The 13,911-nt window shown below is 74.2% G+C and carries 10 protein-coding genes; 1 reads left to right on the top strand and 9 read right to left on the bottom strand.

Annotated elements, in window-relative coordinates; all coding sequences use genetic code 11:
* Window positions 1-138: 138 nt before the first annotated feature.
* The 9 genes from BLW04_RS13690 to BLW04_RS13650 form a co-directional block, all read right to left on the bottom strand.
* A complete protein-coding gene (locus BLW04_RS13690; protein WP_091541991.1) occupies window positions 139-1,134 on the bottom strand; it encodes a D-alanine--D-alanine ligase family protein in 996 nt (331 codons plus the stop codon).
* Complete coding sequence (locus tag BLW04_RS13685; protein WP_217631033.1) at window positions 1,131-2,585, bottom strand: aminotransferase-like domain-containing protein; 1,455 nt, start codon at window positions 2,583-2,585, stop codon at window positions 1,131-1,133. The genes BLW04_RS13690 and BLW04_RS13685 overlap by 4 nt, the downstream gene beginning before the upstream one ends.
* Window positions 2,586-2,722: 137 nt before the next feature.
* The gene (locus BLW04_RS13680; RefSeq protein WP_091541988.1) at window positions 2,723-3,847 is read right to left on the bottom strand and encodes an N-acetylmuramoyl-L-alanine amidase; all 1,125 of its coding nucleotides are present in this window, start codon (window positions 3,845-3,847) and stop codon (window positions 2,723-2,725) included.
* A 243-nt stretch (window positions 3,848-4,090) separates the two neighbouring features.
* A complete protein-coding gene (gene trxA / locus BLW04_RS13675) occupies window positions 4,091-4,417 on the bottom strand; it encodes a thioredoxin (RefSeq protein ID WP_091541985.1) in 327 nt (108 codons plus the stop codon).
* Between the two features lie 128 nt (window positions 4,418-4,545).
* On the bottom strand, window positions 4,546-5,496 hold the full coding sequence (gene trxB / locus BLW04_RS13670; protein WP_091542112.1) for a thioredoxin-disulfide reductase: 951 nt from the start codon (window positions 5,494-5,496) through the stop codon (window positions 4,546-4,548).
* 125 nt (window positions 5,497-5,621) lie between these two features.
* Window positions 5,622-7,172: a protein kinase family protein gene (locus tag BLW04_RS13665; protein ID WP_091541981.1), complete on the bottom strand. Its 1,551-nt coding sequence runs from the start codon at window positions 7,170-7,172 to the stop codon at window positions 5,622-5,624.
* Between the two features lie 79 nt (window positions 7,173-7,251).
* Window positions 7,252-8,988 carry a murein biosynthesis integral membrane protein MurJ gene (murJ, locus tag BLW04_RS13660; RefSeq protein WP_254781519.1) on the bottom strand — a complete coding sequence of 579 codons (1,737 nt, stop codon included), beginning with the start codon at window positions 8,986-8,988 and terminating at the stop codon, window positions 7,252-7,254.
* 398 nt (window positions 8,989-9,386) lie between these two features.
* Window positions 9,387-11,753 (bottom strand): DUF6049 family protein, encoded by a 2,367-nt coding sequence (locus tag BLW04_RS13655; protein WP_091541976.1) that lies wholly within the window; start codon window positions 11,751-11,753, stop codon window positions 9,387-9,389.
* 73 nt (window positions 11,754-11,826) lie between these two features.
* The gene (locus tag BLW04_RS13650) at window positions 11,827-12,303 is read right to left on the bottom strand and encodes an NUDIX hydrolase (protein WP_091542104.1); all 477 of its coding nucleotides are present in this window, start codon (window positions 12,301-12,303) and stop codon (window positions 11,827-11,829) included.
* Window positions 12,304-12,413: 110 nt separating this feature from the next.
* Here BLW04_RS13650 and BLW04_RS13645 point away from each other — a divergent pair, with 110 nt between their 5' ends.
* Entirely contained in the window at window positions 12,414-13,898 is a 1,485-nt protein-coding gene (locus BLW04_RS13645) for a CCA tRNA nucleotidyltransferase (protein ID WP_175484046.1), read from the top strand.
* Window positions 13,899-13,911: the final 13 nt, after the last annotated feature.

Genomic DNA, 13,911 nt, shown 5'->3' with positions numbered 1-13,911 from the left:
CACTGACGCAACGGGCGGTGCGGCGGAGCTGCTCCGATCGGACGAGGTGGACCGGAGGCTCGCCGACGAGGAGCGGGAAGCGGCTCCGCGCATCAAGGGACGGCACGTGGCCGCGGTGTCGTCCGGGGGAGAACGAGGTTATCGCCTGGCCGCGCGGGCCAGCAGCCGCCCGAGCACCTCGCCGAGGGTGTGCCCCGCCGCCTCGAGGGCCATCGGGAACATCGACGTCTCGGTCAGCCCCGGGGAGACGTTCACCTCGAGGAAGTGCACCTCGCCGTCCGGCGTGACGATCGCGTCGGTGCGGGACAGGTCCGCCAGGCCGAGGGCCCGGTGCACCTGGAGGGCGACCGCGGCCGCGCGGGCCGCCACCTCGTCGGAGACGCGGGCCGGTGCGTGGTACTCGGTCATCCCGGGCGTGTAGCGCGAGGTGTAGTCGAAGACGCCGGACTCCGGGGCGATCTCTACCGCTGGCAGTGCCTCCGGGCCCTCGCCCAGGTCGACCACCGAGAGCGCCAGCTCCACGCCGTCCACGAACCGCTCGACCATGACCGTGTCGCCGTAGGCGAAGCAGCTGACCATGGCGGCCGGCAGGTCCTCGATCTGGCTGACCTTCTGCACGCCCAGCGACGAGCCACCGGCGGCGGGCTTCACCATCAGCGGCAGACCCAGCCGGGCGACGATGAGGTCGAGCACGGCACCGGCCCCCAGCTCCCGGAATGTGCTGTGCGGCAGCGCCACCCAGTCCGGGGTGGTCACCCCGGCCGAGCGGACCACCGACTTCGCCGCGGGCTTGTCCCAGGCCAGCCGGCAGGCGGCCGCGGGCGACCCGACGTAGGGGACGCCGGCCAGGTCGAGCACCGCACGCAGGGCGCCGTCCTCACCGATGGCGCCGTGCAGGGCGATGAAGACCGCGTCCGCCGGACCGGCCGACAGCCCCGGCAGCAGCGCGGAGTCGGCATCGTGCAGCTCGGCGTCGACGCCGGCGCGGCGCAGCGCCTCCTCCACCTGCTGGCCGGAGGAGAGGCTGACCTCGCGTTCGAAGGTGAGCCCGCCGGCGAGGACGATGGCGCGCAGTGGGTGCTCCTCGCTGCCTGGGCCCGGGCCGTCCACGGTGAGACGTGCGGTCTCGCTCATGCTCGGTGGTCCTCGGTCTGGTTCCGGTTGGCCGGGCCGGTGAGCGACTCCGCGGCACCGGTGTCGCGGTTCCCCTGACGCGGCGCGGGCCTGCTGACCGGCGACACGGCCCGGAAGGTGCCGGTGTCGACCGAGTCGAAGGTGGAGTGCAGGTCCAGCTCCGCCTCGATGACCCGGGCCAGCCGCCGCACTCCCTCCCGGATACGGTCCGGCTCGGGATAGCAGTAGGACAGCCGCATGTACTCCCGGCCCTGCCCGTCGGCGTAGAAACCGATCCCCGGCACGTAGGCCACGTGGGCGGCCACCGCGCGGGGCTGCATCAGCTTGGCGTCCAGGCCGCGCGGCAGCTTCAGCCACACGTAGAAGCCGCCGTCCGGGCGCGTCCACGTCGTGCCCGGCGGCATGAGGGCGCCCAGCGACTCCAGCGTGGCGTCCCGGCGCTCCCGGTAGAGCTCGGTGAACACCTTGATCTGCTCGCGCCAGGGCTGGGTGTCCAGGTAGCGGGCGACCGCGTACTGGGTCAGCGACGGCGGGCAGAGCACCTGGGCCTCGGTCGCCAGCACCAGCTTCTCGCGGACGGCGAGCGGTGCGAGGACCCAGCCGACCCGAAGACCCGGCGAGAAGGTCTTGGAGAACGAGCCCAGGTAGATGACCCGGTGCTCGTTGCGGGCCCGCAGCGCGCGCATCGGCCCCTGGTCGAATCCCAGCAGCCCGTACGGGTTGTCCTCGATGATGAGCAGGTCGTGCCGCTCGGCGACGGCCATGATCGCCTCGCGCCGCGGCTCGGACAGCGTGACGCCGGCCGGGTTGTGGAAGTTGGGCACGGTGTAGAGGAACTTCACCCGGTCGCCGGCGGCCTTCGCCTCGACGAGGGCCTGCTCCAGCGCCTCGGGCACCAGGCCGTCGCCGTCCATCTCGACGTGCCGGACGCGGGCCTGCGCGGCCTGGAAGACGCCCAGGGCACCGACGTAGGACGGCGCCTCGGCCAGGATGACGTCACCGGGGTCGACGAAGACCCGGGTGACCAGGTCCAGGCCCTGCTGGGAGCCGACGGTGACGACCACCTCGCTGGGCGAGGCGTCGGTGATGCCCTCCAGGGCCATCATGTCGCAGATGCGCTCGCGCAGCCGGGGGTCGCCCTGCCCGGAGCCGTACTGCAGCGTCTGGGCGCCCATGTCGGAGACGAGGTCGCCGATCATCGAACCGACGACGTCCAGGGGCAGGGCGGTGACCGCGGGCATCCCGCCGGCCAGCGAGACGACCTCCGGGCGGCTGACGACGGAGAACAGCGCCCGGATCTCCGAACTCTTCATCCCGTGGGTCCGTGCTGCGTACCGGTCGGCCAGGGGATCCAGCCGCGGGTGCCGCGGGGAGACGTGCGGGGACGCACCGACAGAGTGCGCCCCGGCCTGACCGGAACCGACCGTCGGGTCGGACACAGGGAGGGTCACCTGTCGGAGTGTAAGCCGCCCACACTGCCCGCTCCGGGCCGACGTGCCGGACGTGACGGCTCGGTCACACCGGCATAGGAAGCATTCCACCCGGTATCAGCCCGAAAAGTTGGTGCAAAGCTTCCTATGCCCGGGGGTCAGCCGCCCGCGGGGAGCAGGAACGTGCCGGTCGGCGGGTCGGCCTCGGCCGGCAGGAAGAGCCGCTGCACGGACGCGACGACCGCCTGGGCGATGGTGCTGCGCAGCCGGGCGTCCAGCAGCAGCAGACGGTCGACCGGGTGGGACAGGTAGCCGCAGTCGAGCCGCACGGAGGGCATCCGGGTCATCCGCAGGATGTCCCAGGTCTTGGCGTGCGAGCCGCAGTCGAGCATTCCGGTGCGGGCGATGACCTCCCGGCGGGCCAGGTTGGCGAACTGCTCGCCGACGGTGGAGCTCGCCCCGGAGCCGGTGCCGTAGTAGTAGCTGGCCACCCCGCGGGCGTGCGCAGAGCCGTGCGCCTCCATGTGTAGGGAGAGGAAGAGGTCGGCCCGGGCGTCGTTGGCGAACGCCGTGCGTTCCTCGGCGGTCGGGCCGCCGGTGCGCCCCCGGGTCAGGTACACCTTGGCCCCAGCGGCGGCCAGCCGGCCCTCGACGCGGGAGGCGAGGTCGAAGACCAGGTCGGCCTCGGTTGTCTCCCCCGCGGTGTAGCCGGTGTCGTCGCCGCCGTGCCCGGGGTCGAGAACGATGACCCGGCCGATCAGGTGCGGGCCGGACTCGACCAGCGAGGCGCTCTGCCGCAGCAGCTGGGGGCGCCCACCGGTCACCCGGCGGCCCAGCTGCTTGAGGGCGCGCAGCGTGGCCGGGCCGCAGGTGCCGTCGGCGTTAAGCCCGTAGTCGCGTTGGAAGGCGCGCAGGCCGGTTTCGGTCTCGGCCCCGAGGATGCCGTCGGCGCGGCCGGCGTCGTAGCCGAGTTCCAGCAGCAGCTCCTGCAGGCGGCGGACGTCGTCGCCGCGCAGCGGGCGTTCAGGGTCGTAGCGCAGCAGCCGGTCGCCCAGCGACCAGCGGGCCTCGTTCAGCGCGCGGTAGGTCTCCTCGCCGACCCGGCCGTCGACCGACAGCCCACGCACCTGCTGGAAGTGCCGGACGGCAAGCTCGGTGGCTTCGTCGAACTCCCCGCAGCCGCTCTCGCCGGCGGCGTCCCCGGCCAGCAGCTCCAGGGCGCGCAGCACCGCCTGCACCTCGGCCACAGCGGGGCCGGAGCTGCCGGGACGCAGGATCTCCATGCGGGGATCGTGGCTCCTCGTCGGTCGGCCGTCGGCGCTGACGGGCGGTGCATCGGGCTGTCGGGTCGATTGTGTCTCTGCCGGGGCCTCCCGCGCGCACCGGGGGAGCCCCAGCGCTCGGGAAGGGGCCCACGCGTCACCGCTGCGGGTGACCGGAAACGGGCCAGGCCCACCGGTCCGGGGCGGACGGGCGGGCCTGGCGGGAGTGCTCGATCTGGCGTCGGCGCGACCGGCGCCGGCCGATCAGATGTAGTCGGAGAGGTCCGAGAGGATCGCGCCCTTGGGCTTCGCGCCGATGATGCTCTTGACCGGCTTCCCACCGGAGAACACGGTCATCGTCGGAATCGACATGACCTGGTAGTCGCGGGCGATCTGCGGGTTCTCGTCGATGTTCAGCTTGGCGATGGTGAGCTTGTCGCCGTGCTCGGCGGCGATCTCCTCCAGCACCGGGGCGACCATCTTGCACGGGCCGCACCACTCGGCCCAGAAGTCGACCAGTACGGGCTTGTCGCTGCCCAGGACGTCAGTGGCGAAGCTGTCGTCGGTAACCTTCACGGTGTTGCCTGCCATGGTGATGCTCCCTGTGGTCGCGGGTGGGTCGGTGGGTAGAACTTGTGGGGCAGCCCGTCTATGCCCGTTCGGCCCCGTCCGGAGGCTCGCCCCGAGCTTGCGAGGGGTGAGAAGGACGGGGCACTTGGTCAGCGCTCGCCGAAGGTGTCGGCGAGCCACCGCTCGGCGTCGATCGCGGCCGAGGCCCCGGTGCCCGCGGAGGTGATGGCCTGTCGGTAGATGTGGTCGACGACGTCGCCACAAGCGAAGACGCCGTCCACGTCGGTGCGGGTGGTCGGGTGGTCGACGACCACATACCCCTCGTCGTCCAGTTTCAACTGGCCGACGAACAGCTCGGTGCGCGGGTCGTGGCCGATCGCCACGAACATGCCGGTGACCGGCAGCTCCTCGGTGGTGCCGGTGGTCACGTTGGTCAGCTCCACCGCGGAGACGGCGTTGTCGCCGTGCACCTCGGTCACCTGCTTGCCCAGCGCCCAGCGGATCTTCTCGTTGTCCTGGGCGCGCTGGACCATGATCTTCGAGGCACGCAGTTCGGGACGGCGGTGGACGACGGTGACCGACTTGGCGAAGCGGGTCAGGAACGTGGCCTCCTCCATCGCGGAGTCGCCACCGCCGACCACGACGATGTCCTGGTCGCGGAAGAAGAAGCCGTCACAGGTGGCACAGGCGGAGACGCCGTGGCCCAACAGTCGCTGCTCGTTGTCCAGGCCGAGGTAGCGGTACTTCGAGCCGGTGGCCACGATCACCGCGTGCGCCCGGACGACCTCGTCGCCGATCGTGATGACCTTGGGGTTGGCGGTGAGGTCGACCTCGGTGACGTCCTTGGCCACCAGCTCGGCGCCGAAGCGCTCCGCCTGGGTGCGCATGTCGTCCATCAGCTGCGGACCCTGCACGCCCTCCGGGAACCCGGGGAAGTTCTCCACCTCGGTGGTGGTCATCAGCGCACCGCCGAACTGCGTGCCCTCGAACACCAGCGGGTGCAGGTTGGCTCGCGCGGCGTAGGTGGCAGCGGTGTACCCGGCCGGTCCGGACCCGATGATCACCAGGTCACGGACGCCGTCCTGTTCGGCCGGGGGGATGGCCGGCGGGCTCTCGGTCCAGGTCGCGGGCCCGGGCGCGGGCTGGGCGTTCGTCACGGGGCGCACAACGGACAGGGTAGGTCGGGCATTCCCGTGGGGGCCGGGGCGGCACGTCGGCGGGCGGATCAACCGGCGGCGAGCGGGGTCACCTCGGCGAGGCTGCCGGTGAAGTTCCCGTCGCTCTGGACCAGCCCGGTGATCCACACCAGCACGTAGCGGGTAGCGACCGGTGAGGGGAAGGCGAACTGGTCGGTGCCGGTGAGCTCGCCGCTGACCGCCACCGGGAAGCTGTCCAGGTCGCCGTTCGGGTCGTCGCCGGTGCGCACCTCGACGGTGGTGCCGGGCAGCGTCGTGAGCACGGTGACCGCGCCCACCGACTGCTCGCTGCCCAGGTCGTAGAGGACGCCGACCCCGGGCTTGAGGTTGCCGAACTCGGCCGACCCCCGGTAGCCCAGCGTCTGCCAGGCCGTCGCCGGATCGCCGTCGTAGGAGAGCGGCACGTCGTCGTCGTTCTCCGGCTCGCCGTCGCCGTAGGGGTCGAAGACCGACGCCGCGGTGACCGGGAGCGGGCCGGCTGCGTCCGCCGACGGGGGCGGTGCCCCCGCCGAGGAGCTCGCCGGGGCTCCGGCCAAGGGGGTCGAGCCCTGGACCTCGTCGACGGAGCCGGCGACCGACAACACGTTCTTGCCGAACCAGAGCGCGAAGGCGATCACCATCAGCAGCGCGAGCAGCGGCAGGCCGATCACCGCCAGCCGGCGCCGCGCCGAGCGGCCGGTGGGTTCCTCCTCGGCGACGTCGCCCTCGTCGGGGAAGGTGGTGCCCCAGTCGAGGTCGTCCTCGTCGTCGGCGACCGGCCAGCGACCGGCCCCGCCCGGGCGCGGACCCGAGGTGCCCGGCACGGGGGGCAGGGCGTCGCGCAGCCGGCGCACCCAGCCGCTGTCGCCGACCGCATCGGGCCGGGCCTGGTCCTGCGGGCCGGTGCGCGGCCGTTCGGCCAGCAGGGCGACCATCGTGGCGACGCTGGACAGCCCGGTCGACGGGTCGCCGGAGCGGGCCCGCCGGACCAGGGCCGCGAGGTCGGGCGAGGCGATGGCCGGCGGGGTGTCGTCGTTGCCGGTCCGGCCGGTGAGGGCCAGCTCCAGCAGCCCGCCCAGCGCGGCGATGTCGCCCTGCACGGTGCCCGTGGCGGCCGGGACCGAGAGCAGGCCGGCCAGCCCACCGGGTCGCAGGACGACGTGCTCGGGGGTGAGGCCACCGACGGCCAGGCCGACCCGGTGCGCCTCGGCGACGCCCTCGGCCAGCCGGCGGACCAGCGCCCGGGCCTCCCGCTCGGGGAGCGGGCCGCTCTCGGCCAGCCGATGGCGCAGGGTCTGGCCCTCGAGCCACTCGTTGACGACGTAGGCGGCTCCGCCCGGGCCGTCACCACCGGTGCCCTCGGCGGCGTCGTAGACCATCGACAGGGCGGGGGTGGCCAGCCCACCAGCGGTCAGCGCGCGGGTGATCCACTCCCGGGCCGGCGGGCCGCCGGGGGTGTGGACGCGGAGCGCGACGTCGCGGTTGAGCACGCGGTCGCGGGCGCGCCAGGAGCGGATGACCCCGGTGGTGGTCTCCTCGTCCGGGGCGACCTGGCTGATCGGGCGATAGCGGTCGGGCAGGCCGGTGGTCGTCGACGTCACGGACGCTGCCGACCCCCTGTCCACGTACTTCTGGTCACTCAGTCTGCTGGTCACTCCGGCCGGGGACGGCGTCCCCGGTTCAGGCACCGGGGCCGTCCGAGCCCCGTGGGCGCCCGAGCCGTGCCCGGACTCCGGCCACCAGCCCCGAGAGCTCCGGGACCTTGACCACCACGGCCCCCGCGACCACCGCGATGCCGATGACCACGGTACCGATGACGAGGGTCCCGAGCGACCCCGCCACCGACGTGCCGAGGACACCCGAGGTGAGGTGCACCACCAGCGAGCCGAGCAGCGCCGCGACGGCCGAGACGGCGGTCATCCGCAGCACGGTGCCCATCGCCTGGGCGCTCCCGACGGTGCCCAGCCTCCGGCGCAGCGTGACGTTCCCGACCACCCACCCGGCCACGTACGTGACGCTGGTGACCACCATCAGCCCTGCGACGACCTGGTCCGGCCCGACGAGGACCGGCACCAGCAGCAGCAGGGGCACCCGGACGGCGACCATGGCCACCTGGATCAAGGTCGGGGTGCGGGCGTCCTTCATCGCGTAGAAGACGCGCAGCTGGAGGAGGGTGACCGCCATCGGCAGCAGCCCGAACGCGCCCACGGCCAGCGCGACGCCCACGCCCCGGGCATCCCCGACGTCGGCGTTGCCGCGACTGAAGGCCACGATGCCGACGGCGGGGCCGAGCGCCACGAGCAGTGCCGTCACCGGCAGCAGGCCGACCGCGGACAACCGGATGCCCAGGGACAGGTCGGCGACCACCCCGGGCACGTCATGCCGGCTGGCCGCCCGGCTCATCCGTGGCAGCAGGGCGGTCAGCAGGGCCACGCCGATGATTCCGTAGGGCATCTGGAACAGCAGGCTGGCATTGCTGAACGCCAGCGGACCGAGGCCGCCGTCGTCGGCCGCCGCGTTGGCCACGATGCTGGCGACGACGACGCCCACCTGGCTGACCAGCACGTAGCCGATCACCCAGAGCCCCAGCGTGCCCGCTTCCCCCAGGCCGGTGCCGCGAAGCCCCCACTGCGGGCGCAGGGGGACGCCGTGCCGGCCCAGCAGCGGTAGGAGCACCACGGCCTGGACGGCGATGCCGACGGTGGTGCCGATGCCCAGCAGCCAGACCTGGCCGGTCGTGATGCTCAGCGGCGTGAGCTCACCGGGGCCGGCGGCCAGCAGGAACAGGATGCCGGTGGCGATCACCACGACGTTGTTGAGCACCGGGGCCCAGGCCGGTGGACCGAAGACCTGCCGGGCGTTGAGCACCGCCGTGGCCAGCGCGCCCACCCCGTAGAACACGATCTCGACCAGCAGGATCCGGGCCAGCCAGTTGGCCAGCTCGACCTGGCCCGGGTCGTCCCGGATGCCCATCAGCCAGGTCAGCGCCGGCGCCGCGAGCACGGCCACGACGGTGAGCGCGGCCAGGCCCACCGTGGCGAGGGTGAGCAGCCGCTGGGTGTACCGGACGCCGCCGTCGGGGTGCTTCTCCTGGGCGTTGACCAGTAGTGGGACCACGACGGAGGTCAGCACGCCGCCCAGCAGCAGCTCGTAGACGATGTTGGGCAGGGTGTTGGCGACCGTGTAGGCGTTGCCGACCAGGCCGAAGCCGAGCGCGGCGGTCAGCACCACGGTGCGCAGGAACCCGGTGAGCCGGGAGACCAGGCTCGCCACCGCCATCGTGCCGGCCGCGCGCAGGATCCCGCGGCTGCCGCCGGGGGCGCCCTCGCGCTGGTCGAGCTCTTCCTCGGTCTCCGGCCCGGGCTGCGGGACGGCGGGCAGCACCGGGATGAGCTGGGTGTCGTCGGGTCCCGGCACGAACCGCCGGCGCGGCGGCGGTACCGGGGGGAGCACCGGGCGCGGCCGCCCGGGAGCGGCCTGCGGCGCCGCCGGACCGGCCGACGGACCGGCCGCCGGCGGAACCCGCGGCAGGCCGGGCACAGGGGGCAGCGGGGGCACCGGCGTCCGTGCCGGCGGAGACGGGGACGGCTCGGCCGGCCGGGCCGTGGGGTGGGGCACGGGTGGGGGCACGGGTGGGGGCACGGGCGGACGGACCGGGGTGCCCGCTGCACCGCCGGCCGGCGCGCCGGCCCTGGGGGCGGCCTGGTACGGCGACGCGGGCAGTGGGCGGTCCGGCCGCGGGCCGCCCGCGGAGTGGGGGCGCTGCGCGTCGGGGCTGCGCTGGTCGGCTGCCGCGTCGGCCGAGGAGCCGCCGGTCACACCGGACTCCGGACCGGCGGCACCGTCAGCGGGTCGGTGGTGGCGTCCTCCTCCGGCGGGGTGCCGCCGCGGCGCCCCCGCAGGAAGCGGACCAGCCGACGGAGGAACAGCAGGCCGAGCAGCACCGCCGCACCCACGGTGATGACCAACGTGACGGTCCCGTAGGCGGTGCTCTTCACCTGCAGCTGCACCGGTTCGCCCAGCGGGCCACCGGCCGGGGTGGTGAGCACCGCAGTGACCGCGAAGCTGCCGGACTGCTGCACGCTGGTGGGCACCCGCACGGTGGTCCGGGACAGCGGCTCCAGCGTCGTGACCCCGCTGTCGTCGGCGCTGAACCCGACGTTGCCGCGGGCGCGCAGCTGCAGGCGCACCTGGACGGCGAAGGGCAGGTCGTTCTGCACCGTCAGCACCAGGGGCGCGTCGCTGGAGGCGAGGCTGTAGGTGCCGTCGGCCGGGGCGAGCAGCCCCACCTGGGCGCGCAGGTCGGCCACGGTCGCGCGCAGGTCGTCGGTCGCGGCGTCGAACGCGGCCGGGTCGCCCCGCCAGGCGGCGGAGCCGGCCCGGGCGATGGCCGCGTCGTAGCCGGCCAGCGCGGTGTCGGCGTCGCCGGCCACGGCGGCGGCGAAGTCGTCGCGCACCGCGGTGGTCTCGGCGATCTGGGTCAGGCCGTCGCGAGGCAGGGCGTCGCCGGCGGGAGCGTCGGTCGTGCTCAGCGTGCCGGCGTCGGTGGCCGGTCCCGCGGACAGGTCGGACAGGGACGCTGCGCCCAGCCAGGGCTGGGTCACCGTGTCGCCGATCATCGCCGCGGTCGTCTCCGGGTCCGCGTCGACCGCGCGCGGTGGGACGACGAGCACGCTCTGCGGAGAGGCCGGCGCGTCGGCGGCCAGCTGGGTGGTCAGCACCCCCAGCTCGGCCAGGTACCGCTGTTCGGCCAGCCGGGGGCCGCCGGGGTGCGTGGCGGCCGTGGCGACGACGTCGCCCAGGGCATCGTCGGCCACCAGCGCGGTGATGGCGCCCTCGGTCGTGGACACCTCGGCCCGCGCGGTGGCGACCGTTCCCCGCAGGGCGCCGACCGCCCGGTCGCTGTCGGTCAGTCCGGCCTCGCCGAGCACGACCGTCGTGGCGCCCCCGTCGGCGAGAACGTCGAGGGTGTCCGAGCGCACCGTGCCACCGGCCGGCCAGGCCACGTCGGTACGCGGCTCCACGTCCAGGACCTCGCGGACCAGGGCCGCGCCGACGCTGGTGTCGTCGTCGGCGCGGCCGCCGCCGGTGCTGGTACCGCCGCTGCCCCCAGTGGTGGTGGCGGGCGCGGCGGGGGTCGCGGTGGTCGTGCCGTCGTCGTCGACCGGCTGCCGTGCGGTCCCCTCGGGCGTGCCGGGCAGCGTGCGGGTGACCGCGGCGGCCAGACCGACGGAGACCAGCGCGTCGGCGTCGACGTCGGCGTAGGGCAGCGCGACGACCGGGTGGACGGCGGCCACCCGGCGCAGCCGGTCGAGGAAGTCGGCGGCGTCGGCTGTTCCGCTGCCCCGCGCGCCGTCGACGGTGTACGGGCCGGCCGCCATGGTGGCGACCTCCTCCAGCAGTGCGGGGTCGACCGCCACGGTGACCGGCACCGGCTGGTCGCTGCCCGGAGTGACCGGCAGCTCCTCCAGCACCGACAGGACGCGGTCCAGCCGGCCGTCGGGAGCGACCTCGGCGGCGAGGTCGTCGTCGGTGAAGGCGCCGGTGGCGTCGCGGTGCGGCCGGTCGGTGAACGGCCACAGCCAGGCGACCGTCGTCCGGCTCGTCGGCGCCGCCGGCTGGGCGACCAGGTAGGTCGACAGCTCGCCGACCCGCTCGGTCGCCCCGCCGGCCCGGACGCCGTTGACGTTGACCAGGGCCGGATAGACGCCCTTGGTCGCCAGGCGGAGCTCGTCGGGCGTCACGGAGTAGGTGAAGGTCAGCGAGTCACCGGGGTCCAGCTCGCCGGGCACCGGCAGGAAGGGCGCAGTGGCGGCGGTCGCGTCGTCGGGGTCGGCCAGGTCGGTCGACAGCGCGCGGCGGGTGGTCAACAGCTCGCCCCGCTGCATCCGCACCGCCAGGTCGGTGAAGGTGTCCTCGCTGTCGTTGACCAGCGTGCCGCTCAGCGTGATCGTCGACCCGGGCGTGACGGTGCGCGGCTCCAGCCGGCCGACCGTGATGGTGACCGGACGGCTGCCGTCCGCCGTCCCAGCCGGTGCGGCGACGGCCGGCTGCGGAGGGCAGACGAGCGGCAGCGCCGTCAGCAGGCCGGTGGCGACGGCGGCACCCAGCCGCCCGCCGGCTCGCGGCACGGTGCGGCGGGAGAGGCGGCCGTCGGCGCGGCCGGCGGCCCGCCGCGTCACGGCATCTCCTCGCTGGTGCTCGTCGCTCCCATGCCGCTGCGTGCTGCGCCCGTTCGGGACCTCGGGAGCTCGGTCACGCCGTGTCGGCCAGCAGGGCCGGCGCGCGTTCGACCAGCGCCCGCTCGTCGGCGTAGGCCAGCCGATTGCCGAGTTCGGGAAGTGGCACCCAGGCGACCTCGGTCACCTCGACGTCGGCGTCGGAGAGCACCCCGCCGACGGCGCGGAGGAGGAAGTGGTGGACGGTCTTGTGCACCCGGCGGCCGTCCGCCACGAACCAGAAGTCGATGATGCCGAGGGGGGCGACGACCTCACCGAGGATGCCCGTCTCCTCGGCCACCTCCCGGACGGCGGTGTCCTCAGGCGTCTCGCCCTCCTCGATGTGCCCCTTGGGCAGCGACCAGAGAAGACGGCCACGACGGTCGGTACGGCCGATGAGCGCGGCGCACAGGCCGGCGACCTCGTCGTCGGCGACGACCAGGCCGCCCGCGGAGGTCTCGTCGACCCGGCGCAGGCGTCGGCCGGGGCGCCGCCGCCCGCCCGTCCCAGCCATGCCGAGAGGGTAGCGCTTGTCCGGCGACAGTTCCGGGAGCATCGCAGCGAGGAGCGGACCGGGGCGCGGAGCAGGACCCGTGTCGCGGAACGCCACTACCCTCGATCGTCGTGCCCGTACAGCCCGCGCGTCGTCCTGAGCCTGAACCCGTCCCACCGGCCGTGCAGGCGACCGTCCGCGCGCTCGTCGACCTCTCCCCCGTGCTGTCGGAACTGGGCGCCCGGTTCGCCGCCGCCGGCTTCTCCGCCCATCTGGTCGGCGGGTCGGTCCGCGACGCCCTGCTGGCGGCCGGGTCGCCGGGGTCCGGCGCGGTGGGCGACCTGGACGTCACGACCGACGCCCGGCCCGAGCAGACCCTGGAGTTGCTGCGCGGCTGGGCCAGTTCCACGTGGAACACGGGCATCGCCTTCGGCACGGTCGGGGCCGAGGTGCGTGGCGAGCGGTTGGAGATCACCACCTTCCGGGCCGACCGCTACGACCGGGAGTCCCGCAACCCCGAGGTCGCCTGGGGCACCTCGCTGGTCGACGACCTGGCCCGCCGCGACTTCACGGTCAACGCCATGGCGGTCTCGCTGGGCCCGGACCGCACCGTGACCGACCCGTTCGGCGGTCTGGGCGACCTGCTGGCCCGCCGCCTGCGCACCCCCGGCGCGGCCGTGGACTCCTTCGCCGACGACCCCCTGCGGATGCTGCGGGCGGTGCGGTTCGTCGCCCAGCTGGGGCTCACCCCGGACGACGATGTCGTCACCGCGATGACCGAGATGTCCGGCCAGCTCGCCCGGATCACCCCCGAGCGGGTGCAGCACGAGCTGTCCCGGACGCTGCTGAACCCCGCGCCGCGGGCCGCGCTGGAGCTGTTCGTCGGGACCGGGCTGTCCGACGTCGTCCTGCCGGAGCTGTCCGCGCTGCGGATGGAGATCGACGAGCACCATCAGCACAAGGACGTCTACGCCCACTCCCTGACCGTGCTCGACCAGGCGATCGAGCTGGAGGTCGCCGATCCCGGCCTCCCCTCCCCTGACCTGGTGCTGCGGCTGGCGGCGCTGCTCCACGACATCGGCAAGCCGGCAACGCGGCGGCACGAGGCCCGCGGGGGGGTGTCCTTCCACCACCACGAGGTGGTGGGGGCCAAGCTGGTGCGCCGGCGGCTGACCGAGCTCCGCTATTCCAAGGACGTCGTCGAGGCCGTCTCCCGGCTGACCTTCCTGCACCTGCGCTTCCACGGGTACGGACGCGGGGAGTGGACGGACTCGGCCGTGCGCCGCTACGTCACCGACGGCGGTGATCTGCTCCCCCGGCTGCACAAGCTGGTGCGTTCGGACTGCACCACCCGCAACCGCCGCCGAGCCGCCACCCTGTCGGCGACCTACGACGCGCTCGAGGACCGGATCAAGGTCCTCTCGGAGGCGGAGGACCTCAACCGGATCCGGCCCGACCTCGACGGCAACCGGATCATGGAGCTGCTGGGGATCGGTCCCGGCCCGGAGGTGGGGCAGGCCTGGCGCTTCCTCAAGGACCTGCGCATCGAGCGCGGACCCCTCGAGCCGGACGAGGCCGAGGTGGCGCTGCTGGTCTGGTGGGCCGGGCGGAGCTGAAGCAGCGGCCCGG

The sequence above is a fragment of the Modestobacter sp. DSM 44400 genome (assembly GCF_900107175.1).
GTDB lineage: Bacteria > Actinomycetota > Actinomycetes > Mycobacteriales > Geodermatophilaceae > Modestobacter.
The sequence above is the reverse complement of the archived record's forward strand: the minus strand, read 5'-3'. Positions and strand labels throughout refer to the sequence as shown.

What these genes read in the sequence shown, in the direction of transcription:
- BLW04_RS13690 (WP_091541991.1), bottom strand. Translation starts at nt 1,134, where the DNA reads ATGAGCGAGACCGCACGTCTCACCGTGGACGGCCCGGGCCCAGGCAGC.
- BLW04_RS13680 (WP_091541988.1), bottom strand. Translation starts at nt 3,847, where the DNA reads ATGGAGATCCTGCGTCCCGGCAGCTCCGGCCCCGCTGTGGCCGAGGTG.
- trxA (WP_091541985.1), bottom strand. Translation starts at nt 4,417, where the DNA reads ATGGCAGGCAACACCGTGAAGGTTACCGACGACAGCTTCGCCACTGAC.
- BLW04_RS13650 (WP_091542104.1), bottom strand. Translation starts at nt 12,303, where the DNA reads ATGGCTGGGACGGGCGGGCGGCGGCGCCCCGGCCGACGCCTGCGCCGG.